The organism is Glycomyces sp. NPDC050141 (assembly GCF_055586545.1).
In genome coordinates this window covers 66,272-88,790 of the sequence record NZ_JBVJHZ010000023.1, presented here as the reverse complement: position 1 = coordinate 88,790, position 22,519 = coordinate 66,272, and the positions used below count along the sequence as shown (strand labels likewise).

The following is a 22,519-nucleotide window of genomic DNA, read 5'->3' as shown; positions in this document are numbered from 1 at the left end:
TCCCCCCCCAACGAAACCCCCCCCCCCCCCTCACCCCCCCCACCCCCCCCCCCCCCCCCCCCCCCCCCTCTCCCCCCCCCCACCCCCCCCCGGCGGGGGCCGCCGCGCCCAGTACCGGCTCGCGCCGCTCGCGCTCGCCGGGGTCAGCATCGTCCTGTTCCTCGTGTTCTTCGTCTGGCCCGGCAGCCTGGGCCTGATCTACTCGTTCACCGACTACTCCGGGCTCGGCAGCCCCGAGTTCATCGGCCTGGACAACTACGAGAAGCTCTTCGCCGACCCGACCTTCTACCAGTCGCTCACGCGCACACTGCTGTTCGCCGTCATGGCCGTCCCGCTCATGTACGTCGTGTCGCTCTCGATCGCCGCGCTCCTGGTCTCCAACTACACCAAGGGCAAGTCGGTCGCGAAGATCGTGTTCTTCTTCCCGTGGCTCATCTCCCCCATCGTCGCGGGCGTGGTGTGGCGGTGGATGTTCGGCGAGAGCTTCGGCTTCGTCAACTACTTCATCACCCGCCTCGGCGCCGACCCGCTCGCATGGCAGACCGACCCCGACCTCGCGCTCATGGTCGTCGTCATCGCCGCGACCTGGGGCGGCACCGCGTTCAACATGCTGATCTTCATCGCCGCGCTGAAGAACGTGCCGCGCGCCTACTACGAGGCCGCCGAGATCGACGGCGCCAACGCCTGGCAGCGGTTCCGCCACATCACGCTGCCGTCGATCGCGCCCACCTCGTTCCTGGTGATCCTCCTGTCCTCGCTCGGGGCCATGAAGGAGTTCGCGATGGTCCAGGCCCTGAACGGCGGCGGACCCGGCACCTCGAACGTCATGCTCATCCAGTACATCTACGAGACCGGCTTCAAACGCGCCGACATCGGCTACGCCAGCGCCGTCTCCATGATCCTGCTGCTCATCCTGCTCTCCATCGCCCTGGTGCAGATGGCCGTCAACCGGAGGCGCTCCGCATGAGCACCGTGACCAAGCCCGTGACCCGGAAGGCGCGCAAGGCGAAAGAGCTCGGCTCCGTCATCCCCATGACGACGTTCATGTGGCTGCTGGCGGTCCTGTACGCGTTCCCGCTCGTGTGGTTCCTCCTGAGCGCCTTCAAACCCGGCTCGGAGCTGTTCCAGTACCCGCTGACGATCCTCCCGGAGAACCCGACCTTCTCAGGGTTCGAGAAGGCCTGGGACCGGTTCGACTTCATGCTGTACTTCTCGAACACGCTCGCCGTGGCGGTCACGACCACCCTCCTGACGGTGATGGCCAGCGCCATGTGCGGGTACGCGCTCGCGAAGTACCAGGACAAGGTGTGGATCCGGGTGTTCTTCATCTGCATCCTCGCCACGACGATGCTGCCGACCGAGGTCATCCTCTCGCCGACGTTCCTGGTCATCCGGGACCTCGGCATGTACGACACGATGGCGGGCCTGGTCGTGCCGTCGATCCTCACGGCCACCGGCGTGTTCATGTTCCGGCAGTTCTTCGTGTCCATTCCGGACGACATCATCGAGGCGGCCCGCATCGACGGGGCGCGCGAGACGGGGATCTTCTTCCGGATCATGCTGCCGATGTCGCGGCCGATCATCATGACGCTGGCGATCTTCTCGTTCCAGTGGCGCTGGAACGACTACATCTGGCCTCTGATCGTGGTCGGCGACGAGCGGAAGTTCACGCTGCAGATCGCGCTCCGGTCCATTGTGGGTGCCGAGAACATCGACTGGCCGCTGCTGCTGGCGGCGTCGGTCATGTCGATCCTGCCGCTCGTGCTCATCTTCATCGCGTTCCAGAAGTACGTCATGAACGAGGACATCAATGCCGGACTCAAGGACTGACGCCGCTTTTCTCCGGGCCGTGGGCGCGGCCGCCGACGAGCGGGCGCGGGAGGTGCTCACCGGGGTCGACGACCTGCTGGCGGGCGCGCCGCACCACCGGGCGGTCATGTCCGCCGTGAAGGCCCTGGTGGCGTGCGGGGTCCACCCGCCTTCGGCGCTGTACGCGTCCGAGGAGGCCGCCCGGGCGGCGGCCCGGCTGGTCGCGTTCCTCGCCGGGATGCAGGGCGCGAACGGGCTGTTCGACAGCGAGAACCTGGCGTCGCCGCCCGACACGGCCTTCACGATCAACGACCTGTGCGACACGTACGGGCTGCTGTGCCTGGACTCGGCACCGGAGGCGCTGCGGCCCTTGGCGGTAGCGCTCGAGGCGATCGGTCTGGCGGCGGCAGGGCCGCTGCGCCTGGGCGGTGTCCACACGCCGAACCACCGGTGGGAGCTGAGCGCGGCCCTCGCGCGCCTCAACGCGCACTGGCCCGACGAGCGCCTGGTCGCGCGCGTCGACGAGTGGCTCGCCGAGGGCGTCGACATCGCCCCTGACGGGATGTACTCCGAGCGGAGCGCGGTCTACTCCCTGCACGTCTCGAACCCGTCGCTGACGGCGATCGGGACGCTGCTGGACCGGCCGGAGCTGCTCGACGCGGTGTGCCGCAACCTCGAGGCGATCGAGGCGACCGCACTGCCGGACGGCACCGTGGAGACCGTCCACTCGCGACGGCAGGACCAGCGTGGCACCTTCCCGCTGGCGCCGTTCCTGATGCTGTTCCGGCGGTATGCGCTCGCGCGCGGGCGCGGCGACTTCGCGGCGGTCGTCGCCCGGATTCTGGAGTCCCCGATCGCGCACCCGGCGGACGCGCTGGCAGAGGTCCTGCTCGACCCGGCGCTGGCCGGGGTGCTGCCGGAACCTGAAGCGCCGCAGGCGGTCGAGTCGGTGTTCTCCTCGGCGGGCCTGGCGGTCGTGCGGGACGGGGACGTCGCGGTGACGGTGTTCGGCGGGACGGACTACGCCGGGCACGGGTGGATCAGGTCGGGCCTGTCGAGCAATCCGACGTTCCTGCGGTTGTTCGCGGGCGGTGCGGTGCTGGACTCGGTGCGGCTCTCGCGGGACTTCTTCGGCATGGGGCCGTTCAGGGCCGACGACTTCGAGCTGGACGCCGGCCGTTTCATCCTGACGGAGCGGGTGGCGGCCGCGTACTACCAGCCGCTCCCCGCTGAGTACCGGCGGGAGGACGGCGGGTACGCGCTGGTCGACGACGGCAGGTTCTCGGCGTCGATGGACTTCGCGCACCGGCCGCGCGACGAGTTCGCGCTGGAGACCGAGGTGCGGATCGAGATCCGCGAACGCGAAGTGCGCCTTGATGTCAGGGCGGACCCGGGCAGTGTGCGGCAGGTGCTGGAACTGTCCTTCAGGGACGGCGGCGAGCTGGAGGGCGTGCGGCCCGCGGCGGGCGGCGGGTTCGAGCCGGTCGGCAGTGGGTTCGAGTACCGGGTCGGCGGGGACCGGATCGCGGTGAGCACGGGTGAGACCGGCACGGCGGCGCGGGGCTACCACCCGGGCGAGGACTACACGCACCTGTCGGGATCCGATGCGGCCCAGGGGCTCCGGGTGTACGTGGCGGTCCCGGGCTCCGGTCGCTCCACGGTGGTGCTTCGGGCGAATTAGTCCGTTGCACTACGGGAGTGGAAACATTGGCCATACGCAGGTGTAATGATTTGTCAATAGGCTTAGATGTGAGAGTCGCCACACAACCAACTAGATGGTTGCCACGAGGTGGTTACTTCTGTAGGTTGGGGTCCAACACGCTTCGTGATCATCCGACCCCCTTGCGGAGCAACGGTTCTCCTTGACACCCTCTATCTAAAGAGGTCAATGCCATGTTGACTGAACACCCTCTTCTGCTGCTTGTCGGCAATCGATTCTCCGGTTTCAGCGCCGCTCACCCGGAAGTCCTCACCGTCAGTGAGTTCATCCGCCACCTCCGCAACGACGCGGGCGCACCTGAACCCGAGCACCTGACCCTCCGGCCCGGACAGGGCATCGGCGAGTCCCAATGGAACCTGCTGCGGATCGAGATCGCCGAACGCGGTCTCGCCCACCGCATCCACCTCCTCCCGGCCATCCCGGGCCCGGCCGAGCGCCGCGAGACCCACAAGCACGTCGAGGCCAACCGCCTCGTCGCCAGGCCCCGCCGGGAGGGGCCCGGCCGGTTCCGCGCGGACCTGCGGGTCCACAACGACAACGAACTGCTCATCGACCACCAGACCGGCCAGCACGTGCAGGGCATGGTCGCGGTCGAGGCGGCCCGGCAGATGTTCCTCACCGTCACCGAGCGGTTCCTGCTCCCCGACGAGCGCGAGCGGTACTTCGTGATCCACTCGCTGGCCACCGAGTTCGAGAACTTCCTGTTCCCGCTGGCCGCCGAGATCGAGTACCGGATCACCGAGTCCGACACGGCCGACCCCGACAAGCTCACCTACACCGTCGAGATCGCCATCGTGCAGGCCGGAAGGCGCTGCACGAGCACCACGGTGCGGTTCACGGCCTTCGAGAACCGCCTCATCGAGTCCAAAGAGCAGCGTCGCGCCGAAGCCGCCGTCGCCGCCGTTGCGGCGCCGCGCGAAGGGGCCCTCGCCGATGCAGCGGCCCGCTGAGCAGTCCGCGTTCGACGCCGCCTTCTTCGATGCCGCCTTCTTCGACGTCGACGAGACGCTCCTGGCGAGCAAGAGCATGTTCCGGTTCCTGCGGTTCTATCTGCGGCACAAGGGCGAACCGGACCTCGTGTACGAACGGCTCGCCGCCGAGCTGAGCGCCCTCGCCGCCGCGGGCGTGCCGCGCGAGGAGGTCAACCGGGCGTACTACCGGATCTACGCCGGAGAGTCCGCCGAACATCTGTCCTCTGTAGGCAGGGCGTGGTTCGACGACGAACTCGCCGAACCCGGGTTCCTGCTGGAGGCGCCGGTCGCCGAGCACGCGGAGCTGCGCCGGAACGGGGTGCCGACCCACCTCGTCTCGGGCTCGTTCTTCGCCTGCCTCGAACCGGCCGCCGCGTTCCTCGGGGCCTCCGAGACGCACGGCGCACCGCTGCAGATCCGCAGGGGCCTCCTCACCGGCGAGATCGACTACCCCGTGATCGGCGCGGGCAAGGCCGAGACCGTCCAGGCCGTGGCCCGGCTCCGCGGCTACCGGCTCGACCACTGCGTCGCCTACGGCGACCACGCCACCGACCTGCCGATGCTCGAGACCACCGGCACCGCCGTCGTCGTCGGCGACGACCCGGTGCTGCGCCAGCGAGCGGCGACGGCCGCCTGGCGCACCCTGCCGCAGACCCCGCGCGGCGCCGCGCGGCCCGGCATCGCCGCTTGAGACCGCGCTTACTGCGACACCGCGACACCAGTCAGACCTGAGGAACCCGGTCCCCCAACACCGAATCCGAACGCCACTGGAGGCACCGCCATGTCCGCGACCTATCTACTCACCACCGAACTCCCCGTGCAGGCCGACCGCGCCGACGAGGCCGCCGCGGCCTGGAGCGAACTGCTCGCCGCAGCCGCCGACAAGGACCGCGTCCTGTACCGCTGCCTGGAAGCCGACACCCTGCTCGAACTGCGCGCCCTGACCGGACTCGACGAGATCGCCGCCGCCGACGCGGACTTCGAATCGCAGTGGCACGCCGTCGGGCCCTTCGCGGCCGGGGACTTCCGCCGCCAGGCGCTGCGGTTCGTCGAGGCCCCCAAGGAACCCGGAACCGCGCTGCCGGTCACCCCGTACGTGCAGCTGCGGTACGTCGAGGTCAAACCCCCGGCATACGAGGCGTACCGGGCGTGGCGCGAGGCCACCATCTTCGACGTCGTGCGCGGCGCCGAGGAAGTGGACTCCTTCAGCGCGTACCACACCGTGGTCAGCACCCAGCCCGGCGTGCTCTTCGTGAGCGGCTTCTCCTGCGCCCCCGAGCAGTACCAGCGTCCGTTCACTTCGGACCGGTACCGCGAGATCGTGCAGCAGGCCGGGGACCGGTACATCACCGGCGGGCCCGGCGGCCTGTACACCCGCTGCTACGAGCGCGTCGAACGCTGAGGCCCGGCATGGACTCCCAGGTCCTCGACCTCAGCGTCACCACCCAGGGCCCGGCGTACCCGCCCAGCGAGATCATGGACAAGGACGGGAACTTCGTCACCATCGGCCGGATCAACCGCGCCGACGAGGACGGGAACGTCACGGCCGCATGGGGATCGGCGCTCGTCGCCCAAGACAGCCCGCTGCCGCCGTTCGGCTCGCACGAGCCGTACCGGATCGTCCGCGACCTCCAAGACGATGACCGCGACATGGAGCTGTACACGCTGCCGCTCCCCTTGCCGTGCAACAACTACCCGATGCTGTTCGCCCCTGAGCAGCGCCCGGACGCGCACGACGTCGTGCGGCCGAGCCACCCGCTGAACCAGGCCCCGATCCCCGACCTGCGCGAGGCCGACGGCCCGCGACGGCGCGACCCGATCACCCTCGGGCAGTGGCGGCGCGCGCGCGGCCAGGTCGAGGTCACGGTGACCGAAGGCGGCACGGCCGCCGAGTTCGAGTTCTGGTTCACCGGCCTCATCCCCGACAGCGTCTACACCGTCATGTCCCTGCGGCAGAAGGACCTCGACCCGGCCGGGCCGACCCGGCCCGGACCGCTCGGCGTCCCGAACGCCTTCTACGCCGACCGGGGCGGCGCGGCCCACTACACCGCCCGCCTCCCCGACCCGTTCCCCGAACCCGACCGGCCCGGCGCCAACCGCGTCATCAACGTCGTCGTGCTGTGGATGAGCTACCAGCAGAACTACGGCGGGGCCATCGGCCACTTCGGACTCGGTGGCGACATCCACGCGCAGCTGAAGCTGACCGGACCGTCCTTCCTAGAGCTGACCACCCGCTCGTAGCTCACCGCCGAGCGAGCAGAGCGACCCCCGGGGCCCGCACCGTCGCGGCCCTGGGGCGACCACCCTCCACCGATCGCCGATCCGATCAGAGGTGACCGTTCATGGCCCTGCCAATCTCACCCACTGCAGCCTCCCTTGAGACCCCGACTGCCGCAAGCCGACCCGTCGGGGTCCTCGGCACCGGCTCGTACCTCCCCGCCCGTGTCGTCGGCAACGACGAAGTCGCCGCGAAAGCCGGCGTGGACGCGGACTGGATTCTCCGCAAGACTGGCATCGGCGCGCGCCGCTACGCCGCCGCGGACGAGGCGACCTCCGACCTCGCCGCCCGCGCCGGACGCGCCGCGCTCGACGACGCGGGCCTCGACCCCGCCGTGCTCGACTGCATCATCGTCGCCACGTCCACACCCGACCACCCGCAGCCCGCGACGGCCGCGATCGTGCAGCACCGGCTCGGCGCCGACGGCGTCCCCGCGTTCGACGTCAACGCCGTCTGCACCGGGTTCCTGTTCGCCATGGCCGCCGCCTGGCGGCTCGTCGCCGACGGCGGGCACGCGCTCGTCATCGGCGCGGACATCTACTCCCGCATCATCAACCCCGCCGACCGGCGCACCGCCGTGCTCTTCGGCGACGGCGCGGGCGCGGTCGTCCTCGGGCCCGTACCGGAAGGGCGCGGCATCACCGCCGCAACGCTCAGAACCCATGGGGCGCACCACGAGATGATCAACGTCCCGGTCGGCGGCAGCCGCTACCCGGCCCGGCTGCGCGACGCCGACGACGACGCGCACTACTTCGCGATGGACGGCCGGGCCGTGCGCGCCTTCGTCACCGAGCAGCTCCCGCTCTCGGTGAAGGAAGCCGTCGAAGAGGCCCGGACCACCGCCGACGACATCCGCCATTTCGTTCCCCACCAGGCGAACGGGCAGATGCTCGACGAGATCCAGCCGAGCCTCGGCCTCCACAATGCAGCCAGCCACCGCACCGTCGCCGAGTACGGCAACACCGGGTCCGCCTCGGTGCCCGTGACGCTCGACCGGGCCAACCGGTCGGGCGCGCTCGCCGACGGCGACCAGGTCCTGCTCTCCGGCTTCGGCGGCGGCATGTCGATCGGCAGCGCCGTCCTGCGCTGGAGCCGCAAGTGACACTGCGCGACCCGGCCGGCGGGGCCTCCCCCGCCGGTCGGACCCTAGCTGCCCAGCAGCCGCGCCGCCCCGGGCGGGAAGTCGTCCGGGGCGCTCGCGACCGCTTCGATGCTGGCGCGCCCGAACGCGTTCAGGGACGCCCGCAGCGCGTCCAAAGTGGTGATCTCCGGGCGGAACTCGACGAACAGGAGGTTCCGCTGCTGCGGCATCACGAACGGCCACGAGGAGATCCCGATCAGGGCGATCAGCAGCGCCGCCACCGCGGGCGCGTTGTCGACCCCCAGCGCGCGCTGGAGCGCCCCGATCTTGTCCTCGTAGAACGCCTGCCGCTCCTCGCGCCACGGCAGCGGCGACTCGCCGAACGTCAAGCCCTCCCAGGCGATCAGCCGCACCATGCTGGGGTCGCGCAGGTGGAAGTCGAAGACCGCGCCCACGTACTCGTCGAGCCCGGCTCGGTCGGTCGGCAGCGGCACGGCCTCGCCGAGCCGCCGGTGCGCCTCGCGCAGGACCTCGGCGAACAAGTTCTCCTTGCTCTTGAAGTACGCGTACAGGCGCTGCTTGTTGCATCCCGCGGTGGCGGCGATGCGGTCCACGCGGGCCCCGGCCGGGCCGTGCTCGGTGAACTCCGCGTAGGCGGCTTGCAATATGGCGTCCCTGGTCCGGTTGGAGACCGGCCGGGCGATGGATTGAGCGGGCATCGCCGGATTGTATCGCGCCAACTAACCGGTTGGGCGGCCTCGGCCGCCCCGAACCGCATCTGATAGAAACCAACCGGACGGCCGCGCTGCGGCCGCCCGGTCCCCGAGGGCCGACCGATCCGCAACGGACGCACCGGCCCCGAGACCCGAACGGAGCACCATGTCCGCACAGCAGCACTCCGAGTCCGCCACCTTCGACATCGCCCTGGTCAGCGGCGCGACCGGCGGCATGGGCAGCGCCATCGCCGCCCGCCTCGCCGGCGACGGCGCCCTCGTCGTCATGCTCGGCCGCGACAGCGCCCGACTCGACGACGCCCGCGAACGCCTCGCCGAGGACCTCGAACCTGAAGCGGCCGAACGCCTCCGCACCTACGCCCTCGACATCAACGACACCGCTTCCGTGGAAGCGGGCGTAGCCGCCGTCGCCGCCGAGCACGGACGCATCGACATCCTCGTCAACGCCGCCGGAGACGGCCCCGTCGCGCCGCTCGAACACGCCGACGACGACATGTGGGCCGCCACCCTCAGCGGCAAGCTCCTCGGCGCCATGCGCCTCACCCGCGCCGTCGCCACCCGCATGACCGCGCAGGGCAGCGGCCGCATCGTCTTCGTCAACGGCGTCTTCCGCACCGAACCCGACCCGATGTTCGTGGTCAACTCCGTCGCGAACGCCGGGCTCGGCGGCCTCGCCAAGGCCATCTCTAAGGATTTGGGCCGCAAGGGTATCCGCGTCAACACCGTCGACCCCGGCGCCACCGACACGCCACTGTGGTCGGACATCGTCGCCGACCTCGGCACCCGGCTCGGCGTCGACCCCGACGAACTCAACAAGAACATCCAGGGCGGCGTCCCCCTCGGCCGCCTCGTCGACCCCCGCGAGATCGCCGACGCCGTCGCCTACCTAGTCTCCCCCGGAGCCGCGATGGTCAACGGCGCCTTCATCACCGTCGACGGCGGCGCCCGGGCCTCGGTGTAGCGACATGACCGCCCCCAGCGCACTCCACGCCCCCGAGGACACCGACCTCCTCGTCGTACCCTGGCCCGCCGCGATCACCGCCGCCGCCGTCACCTGCGCCGCCGTCGCCTCCGTCTACCTCACCCAGCCGATCTTCCCCGAGATCGCCGCCCACTACGGCGTCGCCGACGAAGCGGCCCGCTACGCCTTCACCGGCGCGAGCCTCGCCTACGCCCTCTCGTTCTTCCTCTTCGGACCATTGACCGACCGGGTGCCGCTGCGGCTCATGGGATCGGCCGGAGCCGTCGCGCTGGCCGCCCTGCTCGCGGCGGCGGCGTTCAGCCCCGGGTTCGGCGTGTTCGTGGCCGTGCTCGCGCTGGCCGGGATCGCCGCCGCGGCGGTGCCCTCGGCGATGATCGCGCTCATGCCGCGACTGGCCCCGCCGGGCCTGAAGGGGATGCTGTTCGGGCTCGTCATCGGCGCTTCGGTCGCGGGCATCACGCTGGGCCGCTCGGTGACCGGCGTGGTCGCGGAGTGGACCGACTGGCGCACCGCCGTAGTCAGCGTCGCCGTGCTCAACCTCCTTGGCGCGGGCGCGATGCTGACCCTGCCGAACCTGGCGGCCCCGGCAAGGGGAGGTCGGCTGCGGTCGGCGTACGCGGCGGTCCTGGGCCTGTTCCGGCTCCCGGCCACCGTGCGCCTGCTCATCCTCGGGGTGTGCCTGTTCTTCGGGTACCTCGGGGTCGCGACGTTCCTGACGTACCGCCTCCAGGCCGAGCCGTTCGGGTACGACGTGGCCGCGATCGGCATGCTCAACCTCGCCGGACTGGTCGGCGTGGTCGGCGCCCCGGCCGCCGGGCGGCTCGTGCCGAGGATCGGCGCGCCCGCGGTGGTGTTCGCCGGGCTCGGCACGGTCCTGGCGGGCATGGCGCTGCTCGGGTTCGCGGCGCACCCGGCCGTGATCGCGGCCGGGACGCTGCTGCTGTTCGCGGGCGTGTTCGCCTGCCAGCCAGCGGTACTCGTCATGCTCGCCGCCGCCGCTCCGCCCGGAAGCCAGGGCGGGGCGTCTTCGCTGTACATGCTCGTCTGCCTGCTGGCCGGCTCCGCCGCCAGCGCCGTCCTCGGTCCTGTATGGACTAGCGGCGGGTGGGCGGGCGTGGTGCTCACCGGGATCGGCGCGGTCCTGGCCGCGGCGGTCCTCGCCTCGGCCGCGCGGTCGAGGCGTCCCGTTCCGGAATCGAGTTGAGGAGTCCCGATGCCGTTCATCACCGTCACGACCTGGCCGAACCAGACCGACGAGCAGTGCCAGAAGCTCATCGAGGCGCTGACCGCGACCACGCACGAGGTCACGGGCGCGCCGCTGGACAAGATCACGGTGGTGGTCCACGAGATCCCGCAGGCCCGGTGGGGCGAGGCGGGGGTCATGGCCACCAACCCGGACTTCCCCGAACTCAGCCGCCGCCGTTAACTCTGAAAGGGACTGTATTCAATGGACGAGCAAGCCGAACCGGGCCGGTACGACCGGGGTCTGGAGATCCTGCGGCGCTTGGCGGGCGAGGACGAGCCCGCGGTGACGCGGGACTTCAACGACATCGCGCCGGAGCTGGGGCGCCTGACGGTGGAGTTCCCTTACGGGGACGTCTACCACCGCTCCGAGCTGGACCTGCGCGAGCGGCAGCTGGCGACGATCGGCGGGCTGGCCGCGCTCGGGTACGCGTTGCCGCAGTTGCGGTTCCATATCGCCGGGGCGCTCAATATCGGCTGCAGCAGGCGCGAGATCGTCGAGGCGATCATGCACCTGGCGTCCTACACGGGGTTCCCGGCGGTGCTCAACGCGATCACGGTGGCGAAGGACGTCTTCGCGGCGCGCGACGACGACGAGCCGGGGTACGCGGACGCGGAGCCCGAGCCGGAGGGCTCGCGGTACGAGCGGGGCTGGAAGGCGCTGTCGGAGATCGACGGGCACGCGGGCGAGGCGGTGATCGAGAACCTGAAGTCGATCGCGCCGGACCTGGGGCGGTACATCATCGAGTTCGCGTTCGGCGACCTGTACGTGCGCGGCGGCCTGGATCTGCGTTCGCGCGAGATCGTGACGATCGCGGCGTGCACCGCGCTCGGCAGTGCGCTGCCGCAGTTGAAGGTCCATATCCACGGTCTGCTCAATGTGGGCGGTACGCGGGAGGAGGTCGTGGAGACGATCCTGCAGATGGCCGTGTACGCGGGCTTCCCGGCGGCGCTCAACGCGATGAACGCGGCGAAGGAGGTCTTCGCCGCGCGCGACTGACCAGACGCTGAAGGCCGGTCCCCTCTCGGGGACCGGCCTTTCACGCTCTCTCAGGCAAGAAGCAGCAGCACGGCGATCACGATCATCGAAGCAGCGGTGGCGAGGTGAACGCCGTAGGCGGCGGCCTTGGGTCCCTTGGCGCGCAGGACGATCAGGCCGTCGAAGACGGGCATGACGGCGGCGGCGAGCATGACCCAGCCGACGAGCGAGGTGTCGCCGAGGGCGGTCACGACCAGGAGCATGAGCCCGGTGCCGATGTCGCGTCCGCCTTTGACCGTGAGCCAGGAGTTGAGGACCGGCTCGTCGGCGTCCGTTCCAGGGATGCCGAAACCGGTGTAGAACGAGGGCTTGAGCATGCCGGTGGTGCCCATGGCGACGACGGCGAGACCGACGAGCGCGGCGAGGGCGGTGGCGATGATGCTGAGCATGGGGGTGTTCCTTCCGAGGAGCGAAGCTAAAATCTAGCAGCGCTAGATCCAGAATCAAAGCTAGTTCATCAACGCCAGAAAATCTAGCGGTGCTAGACTTCTGTGGTGACTGCCACTGAACGCCGCGAACGCCAACGCGCCGAACGACACCAGCTCATCATCACCACCGCCCGCGAACTCGCCGAGGCCGAGGGCTGGGAGGCGGTGACCACCAGGAAACTCGCCGACCGCGTCGAGTACAGCCAGCCGGTCCTCTACGGGCACTTCGCCAACATGCAGGCCATCAGGGACGCCGTCGCGATCGAAGGCATCAGCGAGCTGTACGACCAGATGCGCAACGCCCGGGAATCCGCCCCGGCGACAGGAGGCATCCGGGCGGTCTGCACCGCGTACCTGTCCTTCGCAGCCGAGCACCCGGCCGCCTACGAGGCGATGTTCTCCCTGCCCACCAAGGTGAAATGGGCCAGCGCCGAAACCCCGGCCCCCCTGCGGGCCGCCTTCGGCGAGATCGTCAGCGCCTTCGGCCCGTTCAACGACCGGAACGCGGCCCTGGCCGAACTCATCTGGGGAGCGCTGCACGGCATGGCCGTGCTCCTGCAAAGCGGCCGAATCCCCCCGTCCGAGCAGCAGCACCGGATCGACCTGCTCGTCGAGCTCTTCTCGAAGGCCCCGAACTGAACACCCGGTTCGTATACTCGCAGGCATGGCATCCCGCATCAGTGAACTGATCCTCGACTGCGAGAACCCGGAGGCGTTGGCGGCGTTCTGGAGTGCGGTCCTCGGCTACGTCGAGCTCGGCCGCGAGCCCGACGGCGGCATCGAGATCGGCCCGCCCGCCGGGTTCGGCGGCCTCCAGCCGACGCTGATCCTCAGCCCCAGCACCGACCCGAAGCCCGCGAAGCTCCCGCTCCACATCGACATCAACCCGACCGACCGCGACCAGGACGCCGAACTCGAACGCCTCCTCGCCCTGGGCGCCAGGCCCGCCGACGTCGGCCAGACCGGCGAAGAGAACTGGCACGTCCTGCAGGACCCGGAAGGCAACGTCTTCTGCCTCCTCCACCGCCGCATCGCCCCTGCCTGATCCGGCAGGGAGAATGGGCGGCATGGTTGCGATCGAGATCCGGCTTGCCCGTTCCGAGGAGTTCACCGCTGTCGCCGGGCTGCGGTGGCAGTGGGAGGTGGAGGTCGGGGCGCAGCTCTCCGTTCCCCGCGAGACGTTCGAGAAGGAGTTCGCGGACTGGGCGCGGGGGCACACCGAGTCGCACCGCTGCATCGTGGTGTGCCGCAATGGGACGGTGGTCGGGATGGCCTGGCTGGCGGTCGTCGCGCGGGTGCCTACCCCGGAGAACATGGACCGCGCGATCGGCGACCTGCAGTCGGTGTACCTAGTGCCGGAGGCGCGCTCGGGAGGCCTGGGCAGTCAGCTCATCGCTGCGGTGCTCGATGAGGCGCGGGCGCTGGGTCTGCCGAAAGTGACCGTACAGTCGACTACCCGCGCCGTTCCCGTCTACTGCCGCAACGGCTTCGAGGCTTCACCAAAACTGCTGCAGGCCGAGCTCTAGCGGAGGGCGGCGCAAGGGGCTCAGGTGCCGAAGTAGGCGGCTCGGACGACGTCGTCCTCGAGGGTCTGGCTGCCGGTGCCGGTGATGGTGACGCGGCCCTGCTGCATGACGAAGGCGGTGTCGGCCTGGGCGAGGACGCCGGCGTTCTGTTCGACCATGAGGACGGTGGTGCCGCGCTGGTTGATGAGTTTGACGGCGGCGAAGACCTGTTCGGTGAGCTTGGGCGAGAGGCCGAGTGAGGCTTCGTCGATGAGGAGGAGCCGCGGGGAGCTCATCATGCCGCGTCCGATGGCGAGCATCTGCTGCTCGCCGCCGGAGAGGGTTCCGGCGGTCTGGTCGGCGCGCTCCTCGAGGCGGGGGAAGATCTGGTAGACCTCGTCCATGTTGGCGCGGACGCGACGGGTGTCGCGGCGGATGGTCCAGGCGCCGAGGCGGAGGTTCTGTCTGACGGTGAGCGCCGGGAAGACATGGCGCCCTTCGGGGACGAGAACGATGCCGGCGCGGACGCGGGCGCCCGGGGTCCCGGTGAGGGGCGCTCCGTCGTAGCGGATCTGGCCGCCGGTGGCGGGCAGGAGTCCGGCGAGGGTCATGAGGGTGGTGCTCTTCCCGGCGCCGTTGAGGCCCAGGAGGACCGCGTTGGAGCCCTCGTCGATGCTGAGCGTGACGCCGTGGAGGACCGGGACGGAGCCGTATCCGGCGCGCAGGTTCTCGACCTCAAGCAGTGCCATGCCCGGCTCCTTCGGGTTTGAGGGGCCACTCGGGCGGTTCGGTGGGCTCGGCGGTGCCGCCGAGGTAGGCGGCGATGACTTCGGGGTGGCGCTGGATGTCGGCGGGTTCGCCTTCGGTGAGGAGTTCGCCGAAGTTGAGGACGTAGACGTAGTCGCAGGCTTCAGCGACGAGCGGGACGTGGTGCTCGATCATGAGGATCGTGAGTTTGAGCCGGTCGCGGAGTTCGCGGAGGGTGTCGCCGAGTCCGAGGGCTTCCTCGGGGCTTAGGCCGGAGCCGGGCTCGTCGAGCAGGAGCATGCGCGGGTCGGAGGCGAGGGCCATGGCCATGTCGCAGGTCTTGCGGATGCCGTACGGGAGTTCGCCGGTGCGTTCGTGGGCGACCTCTTCGAGTCCGAAGTAGTCGATGATCTCGGCGGCGTCGCGGAGGAGTTCCCTTTCGCGGTGCCAGGTTCCGGCGAGGCCGAGCATCCCGGCGAGCGCGGAGTACCCGGCCCGCTGGTGCTGGGCGAGCATGACGTTCTCGGTGACGGTGAGCGTGTCGATGACGCCGAGGTTCTGCCAGGTGCGGGCCATCCCGAGGCGGGCGCGGCGGTGGGTGGGCAGGTGCGAGACGTCGCGGCCGTCGAAGTAGACGCGGCCGCTCTGGGGCTGGTAGATGCCGGTGAGGCAGTTGAAGCAGGAGGTCTTGCCCGCGCCGTTGGGTCCGATGAGGCCGACGATCTGGCCTTCGCGGACGGTGAGGGAGAGGTCGTTCAGGACTTGGAGGCCGCCGAAGCGGAGCATCAGGCCTTCGACTTTGAGGATCTGGTGGCGCTTCATTTCCGGCCTCCGGTAAGCCACTTCGTTGCGGGTCTGAGGAGTTGGCCGAAGCCTCCGGGGAAGAAGCGGAGGACGATCAGGAGCATCACGACCACGATGAACGGCGGTAGTACGTGATATACCGCTTCGTTGAGGAAGGGCGGCTGCCACGGCAGGCCGGACAGGAAGTTCGGGAGTGTCAAGGGCAGTAGCGCGAAGAACGCGGAGGCGAGGATGACGCCGAGGCGGGACCGGAGGCCGCCGACGACCGTCATGAGGACCCAGACGAGGGCGACCTGGAACTCGAAGTCCATGGCCTGGACGATCTGGTTCCAATGGGCGAAGAGGCCGCCCGCGAGTCCGGCGATGAGGCCGGAGAGGCTGAACGCGGCGAGCTTGTAGCCGGTGACGTTGACGCCGAGGGTGGAGGCGATGCGCTCGTTGTTGCGGACGGCGGCGAGCGCGCGCCCGGCTTTGGTGGAGACGACCCGCCAGTCGAGGTAGAGGACGAGGCCGAGGACGCCGAGGCACAGGAGCGCGAAGGCGTGGTCGGAGGAGACGAGGGCGGGCCTGGGCGCGAACGCGCCCGCGCCGCCGCCGGTGAACTCGCGCCAGTTGAAGATCGTCGTCTCGGCGGTGAGACCGAACGCGAGGGTGACGAGCGCGAGGTAGAGGCCCGTGACGCGCAGCGCGACGAGGCCGATGATGGCGGCGGTGAGGGCCCCGGCGACGGCCGCGGCGGCCAGGCCGAAGCCGAGCGGCGCGCCGAGCCGGGAGGCCATGAACGCGGCCGCGAACGCGCCGATGCCGACGAAAGCCTGGTGCCCTAGGGAGATCTGCCCGGCGTGGCCGGTGAGGGTGTTGATGGACAGGCCGATGACGGCGTAGATCGCGGCGCGGCTGATGCGCTGGGCCCAGACGTCGCCGCCGAGGAGGAGCGGGAGTGCCGCCAGCGCGAGGAGGGCGATGACGATGGTGACGCGGAGCGCGAGGCCGAAGCGGCGCTGGGCTTTCACCCGGGTGAGGACCATGGTCGCTGTCGCCATCTAGGCCTCCTTCCCGAGCAGGCCTTGCGGTCTGATGAGGAGGACGAGCATGAGGAGCGCGAAGACGCCGAGTTCGGCGGCTCCGGGGACCTTGAGCTGCTGGCCCAGGTAGTAGATGCCGAGGTTCTGGACGACGCCGATGGCGAGGCCGCCGATGAACGCGCCCGGGAGGCTCGTCATGCCGCCGAGCACGGCGGCGGCGAAGGCGGGCACGAGCATCGTGAGGGTCATGAACCCGGGCGTGAAGATCCCCACGGGCGCATAGAGGAGCCCGGCGATGCCGCCGAGGAGCGCGGCCATGCCCCAGACGAGCCGGGAGACGGCGACGGGGCTGATGCCGACGACCTGCGCGGCGCGAGTGTCCTGTGAGGATGCAAGCACGGCGAGGCCGAGGTCGGTCTTGAAGAACCACGCCATCGCGGCGGCGAGGACCGCCAAGACGGCCATGAGGATCAGCTGCTGCGGGAGGATGCCGGCACCCAGAATGTTGACGCCGCCGCCCGAGATCAGCGGGGGCATGACCCTGGGAATAGGTTGGCCCACAAGGACGATGATGGCGATGGTGAAGAGCGCGACGCCGACGAGCGCGACGAGCATGATCGTCCGCGAGGAGGATTCGAGCGGCCGGACGATGACGCGTTCGACCACCAGGCCCGTGGCGACCGCCGCGACGAGGCCGCCGACGAGCCCGGCCCAGTAGGGCAGTCCCGCGCCCACGACGATCGCGTAAGCGGTGAATGCGGCGACGCCGCCGAACTCGCCCTGGGCGAAGTTGAAGACGCGTTTGGCCTTGTAGACGAGGACGATGCCGACGGCCAGGAGGCCGTAGACCGCGCCTTGGAACAGGCCCAGTGCGAGGAATGCGCCCATGGTCAGAACCCGTTCACGAAGGCGAAGTCGGTCTCGTAGTGCCCGCCGCCGTCGCAGACGTTGCGGAGCACGCTGACCTGTGTCGCGCCGAAGGGCCCGTTGGCGTAGTTCAGGTCCGGGAAGACCCCGGTCGAGAACTTCTGGCCCGCAACGGCGTCCATGAACGCGCCCCGGTCGAGCGCCTCGCCCGCCTTGTCGAGCATCTGGTGGAGCACTTTGGACTGGCCCCACATCATCCAGGTGACGTCGTCGGCTTCGATCCCGGCCGCGTCGACGGCCGCGAGGAAGTCGGCGTCGTACTCGCCCGCGTCGGCGAACGCCGGGGTCGGGTTGAAGAACCGCGCGCCCTCGGTGGAGCTGGCGGCGCTGCACCCGGTGCTGGCGACCTGGTCGAGGCCCATGCTGACGCCGACGCCGACGTACTGGGGGCGGCAGCCGGAGGCGGCGGCCATCTCCAGGTAGAACGTAGGGCTGGTGAGGACGAAGACCACGTCGTAGTTCTTCACGGTGCCGGTGCAGAGGTTCCCGGCGGCGGAGGAGCCGCGCTCGTTCTTGTCGGGCCGGAAGACGTCGACCCCGTCGAAGGCGCCGGTGAAGCCCTCGACCGCGTCGTCGAAGTTCGGGGTGTTGGTCACGACCGCGGCCACTTTGGACGCGTCGGTGACGCCGAGCTCGTTCTTGATGTAGTCGGCGAGCATCGGCGTCTGCTGCTTGTAGGTCATGGAAGCGGCGAAGTACGTGTCGAGCGAGCCCATCCCGGTCTCAGTGACCCCTGTGGACAGATATGGGACGTCTTCGCTGGCGGCGTACTGCGCGCACGCCTGGATCTGGTCGGTGCCGCCCGCGCCGATGAGCGCGAACGCCTGCTGCTCCTCGGCCATGGTCTGGCAGACCTGCCGGGCCGTGGAGGGCCGGTACTGGTCGTCGGCGAACACGGTTTCGACGGTGCGGCCGTGGATCTCGACGGGTTTGCCGCCGTTCCCGTACTGCCAGTACAGGTCTTTGCCGGTCTCGAAGGACTCCTGCTTGAGCGGGGCGGCGCCCGTGAGCGGCGCGTGGATGCCGATGGTGATGGTGTCGGCCGTGACGCCCGTGGTGTCGCCGTTCCCGGCGTTCCCGTTGTCGTTGCCGCCACCGCCGCCTCCTCCCCCGCCGCCGCTGGTGGAGTCGTCGCTGCCGCCGCCGTTGCCGGTGGCATCGGTGCCGTCGGCGCCTGAGGAAGTGCCGTCGGCGCTGGTGCCGTCGGCGCTGCCGAGGCCGGGGTTCTCGCCGCCCTGGGCCACGAAGTCGTCGTGCACGCCTTCGAACTGGCCGCAAGCGGGCAGCACGAGGAGCGCGGCAGCCAAGAGCGCCAACGTAGTACGGCGGCGCAGCCTGAAACGCTGTGTCATGAGCGGCCCCCGCGGCCGGTGAGCTTCTGCCACAACCCGGCCGGGATCGGCAGGGCCCAGCCGCGCTTGTCGAGGTTGTGGGCGCGGATGCGGTCGATCGCGCCGCCGCCGCCCGCCGCCGCGCCCGAAGCGCCCATCACGGAGTGGAGCACATAAGCGCCGACGAGCGCGGCGGGAATGAGCGTCCACACGTACCAGGGGGCTTTCGGTTCGACCGGTTCGTACGCGGCGGGTGCCAGTTCCTCGTCCGAGGCGGGGTCTTCGGCGGCCGGTTCGTCGCCGCTGCTGGAGCCGGAACCGCCGCCTCCGCCCGTGGAGCCGCTGCTGCCTCCCGAGCCGCCACTGCTGCCGCCCGTAGAGCCGGAGCCCGGGTCGCTCGCGCCGTCAGTCGGGGTCTCACCAGGGGTGAATGCGAACGTCGCGGCGAGCCGGTACGCGGTGGCGTCGTACTCGTTCACGGGCGTCTGGGTGTCGTCGCGCAGCGGCAGTTTCAGGTTCACCTGCCACGTGTCGACAGGAGTGGCGCCTTCCATGACGGGCATGAACATGACGCCGTAGTTCGCGAACGGGTCCAGGCCCCAGTCCTTCGCGAGCGCGGTCAGGTCGAACGTCCAGGTGGGGAGCGGGACTTCGACGGCGGGCGTCTCAGTCGTGCCGCCGTTCTCGATGGCCTCCTGGGTGGCGGCGATGAGCGCTTCGGCGTCGGCGACCTCGGCCGGGTCGGGTTCGGCGCGCTCGCCGACGACGCAGGCCTCGCCGACGGGCGGCTGCACGTCCCACATCTCGGCTTCGCCGGAGGACCAGGCCTCGGTGATCGGGCAGGCCTGGACGAGCTTGCCGGTGGGGTTGAACGTGGGCGAGTCGCCCGCGTCGTCGCCTTCGGCCACCGTGAGTTTGAAGTCGGTGATCTGGGAGCCCTCAGTGACGCCGCGCTCGGCGAGGTTGAAGGAGAGGGCGGCGACCTTGGTGTTCTCGCCGAGCTCGACGGCGACTGGCATGGTCGTCGCCGACTGCGGGTTGGGCCATTCGATCTGCTGGGCGATCGAGCCGAGTTCGAGGGTCTCGTCGATCTGGCGGCTCCAGTACCAGGAGACGCCGTCGACGCCGTAGTCGAACTTGAGCTCGTTCGGGTCCTCTTGGGCGGCGGCCGGGGCGGGCCAGGCGAGGACGGTGAAGGCCAGCGCGACGCTGGCATAGAGCGGCATCGATCCTTTGGAGCGGTGTCGGGGGATCATAGGGGGCACTCCCGAGACGGTGGTCTGTCAGCTGAGCATTGATGGGTGTAGATACACACCATAGGTCATCGTGACGGCCGTCTCTACCCGTGAGTAGCAAAAATTTCGGGAGCCACCGGGGCAAAGCGCTCCCATTCCGGCAACGCGAAAGGGACCCGACGCAGATGCGTTGGGCCCCTTGGAAAACCAGCGAGGATTTACTCCTCGGTCTTCTCCTCTTCGCCTTCTTCGGCGTCAGCCTCAGTGTCGGCCTCGGCGGCCTTGCGGCCCGGGAAGAGGTCTTCCTCGGTCAGCTCGGCGCCGGAGGCGTCCACGATCGTGGCGTCCTTGACGACCTCTTCGAGGGCGAGCTGCTGGCGCAGCGACGCGGCGATCTGCTGGAGGCCGCCGTTCGTGCGCAGCTCGTCCACGAACTTCTGGAACTGGTCCTGCGGGACACCGCGCTGCTGGGCCTGGCGCACGACCTCGGCGGTCATGAGCTCGCCGGAGACCTCGAGCTCGCGCTCGCGGGCGATCTTGCCGAGGATGATCGACTGGCGCAGGCGAGCCTCGGAGTCCGCGACCATGTCGGCCTTGAACTCGTCCTCGGACTTGCCCATCATCTGCAGGTACTGCTCGAACTGCGCGAGGCCCTCGTCGGTCTCGCCGTCGTGGCCGCCCTTCATGTGCATGATCTCGTGCTCGACGTCCTCGGAGACGACCTTCTCCGGCAGGGGCAGCTCGACGGCCTCCACCAGCGCCTCGAGGGTCTTCTGGCGGGCCTCGTTGGCCTTGCCGGTGCGGGCCTGGTTCTCCAGGCGCTCGCGGGTCGAGTCGCGCAGCTCGGCGAGGGTGTCGAACTGGCTGGCCATCTCGGCGAAGTCGTCGTCGAGCTCGGGGAGCTCGCGCTCCTTGACCTGGGTGACCTTGACCGCGATGTCGGCGGTCTCGCCCTCCTGCTCACCCGCGAGGGTGGACTGGATGGTCTTCTCGTCGCCCGCGGCCATGCCGACGAGCGCGTCGTCCAGGCCGTCGAGCAGGTTCTCCGAGCCGACCTCGTGGCTCATGCCGGAGACGGAGCCGCCCTCGACCTCTTCGCCGTTCTGGGTGGCGAGCAGGTCGATGACGACGAAGTCGCCCTTGGCCGCGGCGCGCTCGACGGTCTTCAGCGACGAGAAGCGCAGGCGCTGGGACTCGAGGTCCTTGTCGACGTCCTCTTCGCTGACGCCCTCGGCCTCGACCGTGACCTTCAGCGAGGCGAAGTCGGGGAGCTCGAACGCGGGGGTCACGTCGGTCTCGACCACGAACTCGAAGGGCTTTCCCTCTTCGATCGGCTTGACCTCGGTCAGCTCGGGGCGGCCCAGCGCGTTCACGTCGTTCTCGGTGACGGCCTTGTTGAGGTTGGCCTGCACGGCCGGGTCCATCGCCTGGGCGTAGACCGACTCGCGGCCGATGCGCTGGTCGATGACCTGGCGGGGCGCCTTGCCGGGGCGGAACCCGGGGACGCGGACCTGCTGCCCGACCGTCTTGTACGCCTCGTTGATGAACGGCGCCAGCTCCTCGAACGGCACCTCGACCGACAGCCGCACCCTGGTCGGGCTCAGGGTCTCGACAGTGCTCTTCACAGACGTACTCCTAGATCATTTCGCTCAATTGCCCTACGGCATTGACTTGCGTCGGGGCGGAGGGTTGCCGTGGCCGCTTCGGTCCGTCGGCAGCGCAGCATCGACCCCCGCTCCGATCGAGTCTAAGCCGCCGCACCTCCGCGGCCCCGGCGGGTGTGGTCGATATCGCCGCTCGTCACGTGTCGGGGACGGGTGCGGCCGGGCCGGGCCGCCGGTGCCGAGATCGCCTAGACTACGCCCTGCAATCGTTCTCAGGAGGAGTCGGACAGCCCGGCATCCGCCGCCGTGGAGCGACGCCCGCCCCGAACAGGAGTGAACGCTGTGGTTGCACCCGCCATCCTCGTCTTCACCAAGACGACCGGTTTCCGGCACGACTCGATCCCGGCCGGGGTCGCCGCTGTCGAGCGGCTCGCGGCCGGTCTGGGCTTCGAGACCGAGCACACCGAGGACGCCGCGGTGCACAACCCGCTCGACCTCGCCCGGTTCGCGGCGACCGTGTGGCTCTCCCCCTCCGGTGACGTCCTCGACGAGCTGGAGCGCGCGGCGCTCGCGGACTTCGTGACGGGCGGCGGCGGCTGGTGCGGCGTGCACGCGGCGTCGACGGCCGAGCGGTCATGGCCGTTCTTCCGGGAGCTCGTGGGCGCGCGCTTCATCGGCCACCCGCCCGGGTGCACGCCCGGCGAGATCGACGTCGTCGGCCCGGGGCACCCCGCGACCGCGCACCTGCCGCAGCGCTGGGCCTGGACCGACGAGTGGTACTCCTTCGACGAGCAGCCCAAGGACGTGGAGGTCCTGCTCGAAGCCGACGAGGACACGTACGACACCGCGGGCCTCGCGATGGGGCGCCCGCACCCGCTCGCCTGGCACCGCCGCCTCGAAGCGGGCCGGTGCTTCTACACGGCCCTCGGCCACGCGCCCGAAGCGTACGAGGACGACGTGTTCCTCGCCCACCTCGAAGGCGGCCTGAAAAGCGTCCTCCCGCCCGCATGACCTCAGCCACAGCGCCTGTGTTTCCGCGTTCCTGACGCCGTCCCCG

25 protein-coding genes are annotated in these 22,519 nt (G+C 70.0%); 16 read left to right on the top strand and 9 right to left on the bottom strand.

Annotation, left to right across the window (positions count from 1 at the left end):
* Nucleotides 1–154: 154 nt before the first annotated feature.
* The 8 genes from ACZ60M_RS15365 (at nt 155) to ACZ60M_RS15330 (ending at nt 7,880) form a co-directional block, all read left to right on the top strand.
* Nucleotides 155–967 (top strand): carbohydrate ABC transporter permease, encoded by an 813-nt coding sequence (locus ACZ60M_RS15365; RefSeq protein WP_465418494.1) that lies wholly within the window; start codon nt 155–157, stop codon nt 965–967.
* Complete coding sequence (locus ACZ60M_RS15360; RefSeq protein ID WP_465418491.1) at nt 964–1,830, top strand: carbohydrate ABC transporter permease; 867 nt, start codon at nt 964–966, stop codon at nt 1,828–1,830. The genes ACZ60M_RS15365 and ACZ60M_RS15360 overlap by 4 nt, the downstream gene beginning before the upstream one ends.
* Complete coding sequence (locus ACZ60M_RS15355; RefSeq protein WP_465418489.1) at nt 1,811–3,490, top strand: hypothetical protein; 1,680 nt, start codon at nt 1,811–1,813, stop codon at nt 3,488–3,490. The genes ACZ60M_RS15360 and ACZ60M_RS15355 overlap by 20 nt, the downstream gene beginning before the upstream one ends.
* A gap of 212 nt (nt 3,491–3,702) precedes the next feature.
* Nucleotides 3,703–4,479: an AfsA-related hotdog domain-containing protein gene (locus tag ACZ60M_RS15350; protein WP_465418487.1), complete on the top strand. Its 777-nt coding sequence runs from the start codon at nt 3,703–3,705 to the stop codon at nt 4,477–4,479.
* Nucleotides 4,463–5,191 (top strand): HAD family hydrolase, encoded by a 729-nt coding sequence (locus ACZ60M_RS15345; protein ID WP_465418485.1) that lies wholly within the window; start codon nt 4,463–4,465, stop codon nt 5,189–5,191. The genes ACZ60M_RS15350 and ACZ60M_RS15345 overlap by 17 nt, the downstream gene beginning before the upstream one ends.
* A 90-nt stretch (nt 5,192–5,281) precedes the next feature.
* Entirely contained in the window at nt 5,282–5,902 is a 621-nt protein-coding gene (locus tag ACZ60M_RS15340; protein WP_465418484.1) for a hypothetical protein, read from the top strand.
* An 8-nt stretch (nt 5,903–5,910) separates the two neighbouring features.
* On the top strand, nt 5,911–6,741 hold the full coding sequence (locus ACZ60M_RS15335; protein ID WP_465418482.1) for a hypothetical protein: 831 nt from the start codon (nt 5,911–5,913) through the stop codon (nt 6,739–6,741).
* A 101-nt stretch (nt 6,742–6,842) separates the two neighbouring features.
* Nucleotides 6,843–7,880 carry a 3-oxoacyl-ACP synthase III family protein gene (locus tag ACZ60M_RS15330; RefSeq protein WP_465418480.1) on the top strand — a complete coding sequence of 346 codons (1,038 nt, stop codon included), beginning with the start codon at nt 6,843–6,845 and terminating at the stop codon, nt 7,878–7,880.
* A gap of 44 nt (nt 7,881–7,924) precedes the next feature.
* Here the strand turns inward: ACZ60M_RS15330 and ACZ60M_RS15325 are convergent, their stop codons facing one another.
* A complete protein-coding gene (locus tag ACZ60M_RS15325) occupies nt 7,925–8,578 on the bottom strand; it encodes a TetR/AcrR family transcriptional regulator (RefSeq protein ID WP_465418478.1) in 654 nt (217 codons plus the stop codon).
* Between the two features lie 160 nt (nt 8,579–8,738).
* Between ACZ60M_RS15325 and ACZ60M_RS15320 the strand changes: the two genes are divergently transcribed.
* Genes ACZ60M_RS15320 through ACZ60M_RS15305 form a run of 4 tightly spaced genes read left to right on the top strand, consistent with a single transcriptional unit; the run spans nt 8,739 to nt 11,817 of the window.
* Nucleotides 8,739–9,554 (top strand): SDR family NAD(P)-dependent oxidoreductase, encoded by an 816-nt coding sequence (locus tag ACZ60M_RS15320; RefSeq protein ID WP_465418476.1) that lies wholly within the window; start codon nt 8,739–8,741, stop codon nt 9,552–9,554.
* A 4-nt stretch (nt 9,555–9,558) separates the two neighbouring features.
* Entirely contained in the window at nt 9,559–10,779 is a 1,221-nt protein-coding gene (locus ACZ60M_RS15315) for an MFS transporter (RefSeq protein WP_465418474.1), read from the top strand.
* Between the two features lie 9 nt (nt 10,780–10,788).
* Nucleotides 10,789–11,001 carry a tautomerase family protein gene (locus ACZ60M_RS15310; protein ID WP_125248032.1) on the top strand — a complete coding sequence of 71 codons (213 nt, stop codon included), beginning with the start codon at nt 10,789–10,791 and terminating at the stop codon, nt 10,999–11,001.
* Nucleotides 11,002–11,022: 21 nt separating this feature from the next.
* Nucleotides 11,023–11,817, top strand: a complete 795-nt coding sequence (locus ACZ60M_RS15305; RefSeq protein ID WP_465418471.1) for a carboxymuconolactone decarboxylase family protein — start codon at nt 11,023–11,025, stop codon at nt 11,815–11,817.
* 50 nt (nt 11,818–11,867) lie between these two features.
* Here the strand turns inward: ACZ60M_RS15305 and ACZ60M_RS15300 are convergent, their stop codons facing one another.
* Entirely contained in the window at nt 11,868–12,245 is a 378-nt protein-coding gene (locus tag ACZ60M_RS15300) for a DUF4267 domain-containing protein (RefSeq protein ID WP_465418469.1), read from the bottom strand.
* Between the two features lie 105 nt (nt 12,246–12,350).
* On the opposite strand from ACZ60M_RS15300, the gene ACZ60M_RS15295 reads away from it, so the two are divergent.
* The 3 genes from ACZ60M_RS15295 to ACZ60M_RS15285 are packed head-to-tail and all read left to right on the top strand — an operon-like array spanning nt 12,351 to nt 13,810.
* A complete protein-coding gene (locus ACZ60M_RS15295) occupies nt 12,351–12,923 on the top strand; it encodes a TetR/AcrR family transcriptional regulator (RefSeq protein WP_465418467.1) in 573 nt (190 codons plus the stop codon).
* A 25-nt stretch (nt 12,924–12,948) separates the two neighbouring features.
* Nucleotides 12,949–13,329, top strand: a complete 381-nt coding sequence (locus ACZ60M_RS15290) for a VOC family protein (protein WP_465418465.1) — start codon at nt 12,949–12,951, stop codon at nt 13,327–13,329.
* 22 nt (nt 13,330–13,351) lie between these two features.
* On the top strand, nt 13,352–13,810 hold the full coding sequence (locus ACZ60M_RS15285) for a GNAT family N-acetyltransferase (protein WP_465418463.1): 459 nt from the start codon (nt 13,352–13,354) through the stop codon (nt 13,808–13,810).
* Between the two features lie 20 nt (nt 13,811–13,830).
* Here the strand turns inward: ACZ60M_RS15285 and ACZ60M_RS15280 are convergent, their stop codons facing one another.
* From ACZ60M_RS15280 to tig, 7 genes are all read right to left on the bottom strand, one after another.
* Nucleotides 13,831–14,538: an ABC transporter ATP-binding protein gene (locus ACZ60M_RS15280; protein ID WP_465418461.1), complete on the bottom strand. Its 708-nt coding sequence runs from the start codon at nt 14,536–14,538 to the stop codon at nt 13,831–13,833.
* Nucleotides 14,525–15,358 carry an ABC transporter ATP-binding protein gene (locus ACZ60M_RS15275; protein WP_465418459.1) on the bottom strand — a complete coding sequence of 278 codons (834 nt, stop codon included), beginning with the start codon at nt 15,356–15,358 and terminating at the stop codon, nt 14,525–14,527. The genes ACZ60M_RS15280 and ACZ60M_RS15275 overlap by 14 nt, the downstream gene beginning before the upstream one ends.
* The gene (locus tag ACZ60M_RS15270; protein ID WP_465418457.1) at nt 15,355–16,383 is read right to left on the bottom strand and encodes a branched-chain amino acid ABC transporter permease; all 1,029 of its coding nucleotides are present in this window, start codon (nt 16,381–16,383) and stop codon (nt 15,355–15,357) included. Before ACZ60M_RS15270 ends, ACZ60M_RS15275 begins: the two co-directional genes overlap by 4 nt.
* Nucleotides 16,384–17,253, bottom strand: a complete 870-nt coding sequence (locus ACZ60M_RS15265) for a branched-chain amino acid ABC transporter permease (RefSeq protein ID WP_465418455.1) — start codon at nt 17,251–17,253, stop codon at nt 16,384–16,386.
* A gap of 2 nt (nt 17,254–17,255) precedes the next feature.
* Entirely contained in the window at nt 17,256–18,644 is a 1,389-nt protein-coding gene (locus ACZ60M_RS15260; protein ID WP_465418454.1) for an ABC transporter substrate-binding protein, read from the bottom strand.
* Nucleotides 18,641–19,849, bottom strand: coding sequence for a hypothetical protein (locus ACZ60M_RS15255; protein ID WP_465418452.1), 1,209 nt, complete (start codon nt 19,847–19,849; stop codon nt 18,641–18,643). Before ACZ60M_RS15255 ends, ACZ60M_RS15260 begins: the two co-directional genes overlap by 4 nt.
* A gap of 227 nt (nt 19,850–20,076) precedes the next feature.
* Entirely contained in the window at nt 20,077–21,483 is a 1,407-nt protein-coding gene (tig, locus tag ACZ60M_RS15250) for a trigger factor (protein ID WP_465418450.1), read from the bottom strand.
* 321 nt (nt 21,484–21,804) lie between these two features.
* On the opposite strand from tig, the gene ACZ60M_RS15245 reads away from it, so the two are divergent.
* Entirely contained in the window at nt 21,805–22,473 is a 669-nt protein-coding gene (locus ACZ60M_RS15245) for a ThuA domain-containing protein (RefSeq protein ID WP_465418448.1), read from the top strand.
* The last annotated feature ends 46 nt before the right edge of the window (nt 22,474–22,519 follow it).

Excerpts from the sequence above, each read along its gene's own strand:
- ACZ60M_RS15360 (WP_465418491.1), top strand. The coding sequence starts at position 964 with ATGAGCACCGTGACCAAGCCCGTGACCCGGAAGGCGCGCAAGGCGAAA.
- ACZ60M_RS15355 (WP_465418489.1), top strand. The coding sequence starts at position 1,811 with ATGCCGGACTCAAGGACTGACGCCGCTTTTCTCCGGGCCGTGGGCGCG.
- ACZ60M_RS15350 (WP_465418487.1), top strand. The coding sequence starts at position 3,703 with ATGTTGACTGAACACCCTCTTCTGCTGCTTGTCGGCAATCGATTCTCC.
- ACZ60M_RS15345 (WP_465418485.1), top strand. The coding sequence starts at position 4,463 with ATGCAGCGGCCCGCTGAGCAGTCCGCGTTCGACGCCGCCTTCTTCGAT.
- ACZ60M_RS15340 (WP_465418484.1), top strand. The coding sequence starts at position 5,282 with ATGTCCGCGACCTATCTACTCACCACCGAACTCCCCGTGCAGGCCGAC.
- ACZ60M_RS15335 (WP_465418482.1), top strand. The coding sequence starts at position 5,911 with ATGGACTCCCAGGTCCTCGACCTCAGCGTCACCACCCAGGGCCCGGCG.
- ACZ60M_RS15330 (WP_465418480.1), top strand. The coding sequence starts at position 6,843 with ATGGCCCTGCCAATCTCACCCACTGCAGCCTCCCTTGAGACCCCGACT.
- ACZ60M_RS15325 (WP_465418478.1), bottom strand. The coding sequence starts at position 8,578 with ATGCCCGCTCAATCCATCGCCCGGCCGGTCTCCAACCGGACCAGGGAC.
- ACZ60M_RS15320 (WP_465418476.1), top strand. The coding sequence starts at position 8,739 with ATGTCCGCACAGCAGCACTCCGAGTCCGCCACCTTCGACATCGCCCTG.
- ACZ60M_RS15315 (WP_465418474.1), top strand. The coding sequence starts at position 9,559 with ATGACCGCCCCCAGCGCACTCCACGCCCCCGAGGACACCGACCTCCTC.
- ACZ60M_RS15310 (WP_125248032.1), top strand. The coding sequence starts at position 10,789 with ATGCCGTTCATCACCGTCACGACCTGGCCGAACCAGACCGACGAGCAG.
- ACZ60M_RS15305 (WP_465418471.1), top strand. The coding sequence starts at position 11,023 with ATGGACGAGCAAGCCGAACCGGGCCGGTACGACCGGGGTCTGGAGATC.
- ACZ60M_RS15300 (WP_465418469.1), bottom strand. The coding sequence starts at position 12,245 with ATGCTCAGCATCATCGCCACCGCCCTCGCCGCGCTCGTCGGTCTCGCC.
- ACZ60M_RS15290 (WP_465418465.1), top strand. The coding sequence starts at position 12,949 with ATGGCATCCCGCATCAGTGAACTGATCCTCGACTGCGAGAACCCGGAG.
- ACZ60M_RS15285 (WP_465418463.1), top strand. The coding sequence starts at position 13,352 with ATGGTTGCGATCGAGATCCGGCTTGCCCGTTCCGAGGAGTTCACCGCT.
- ACZ60M_RS15280 (WP_465418461.1), bottom strand. The coding sequence starts at position 14,538 with ATGGCACTGCTTGAGGTCGAGAACCTGCGCGCCGGATACGGCTCCGTC.
- ACZ60M_RS15275 (WP_465418459.1), bottom strand. The coding sequence starts at position 15,358 with ATGAAGCGCCACCAGATCCTCAAAGTCGAAGGCCTGATGCTCCGCTTC.
- ACZ60M_RS15270 (WP_465418457.1), bottom strand. The coding sequence starts at position 16,383 with ATGGCGACAGCGACCATGGTCCTCACCCGGGTGAAAGCCCAGCGCCGC.
- ACZ60M_RS15265 (WP_465418455.1), bottom strand. The coding sequence starts at position 17,253 with ATGGGCGCATTCCTCGCACTGGGCCTGTTCCAAGGCGCGGTCTACGGC.
- ACZ60M_RS15260 (WP_465418454.1), bottom strand. The coding sequence starts at position 18,644 with ATGACACAGCGTTTCAGGCTGCGCCGCCGTACTACGTTGGCGCTCTTG.
- ACZ60M_RS15255 (WP_465418452.1), bottom strand. The coding sequence starts at position 19,849 with ATGCCGCTCTATGCCAGCGTCGCGCTGGCCTTCACCGTCCTCGCCTGG.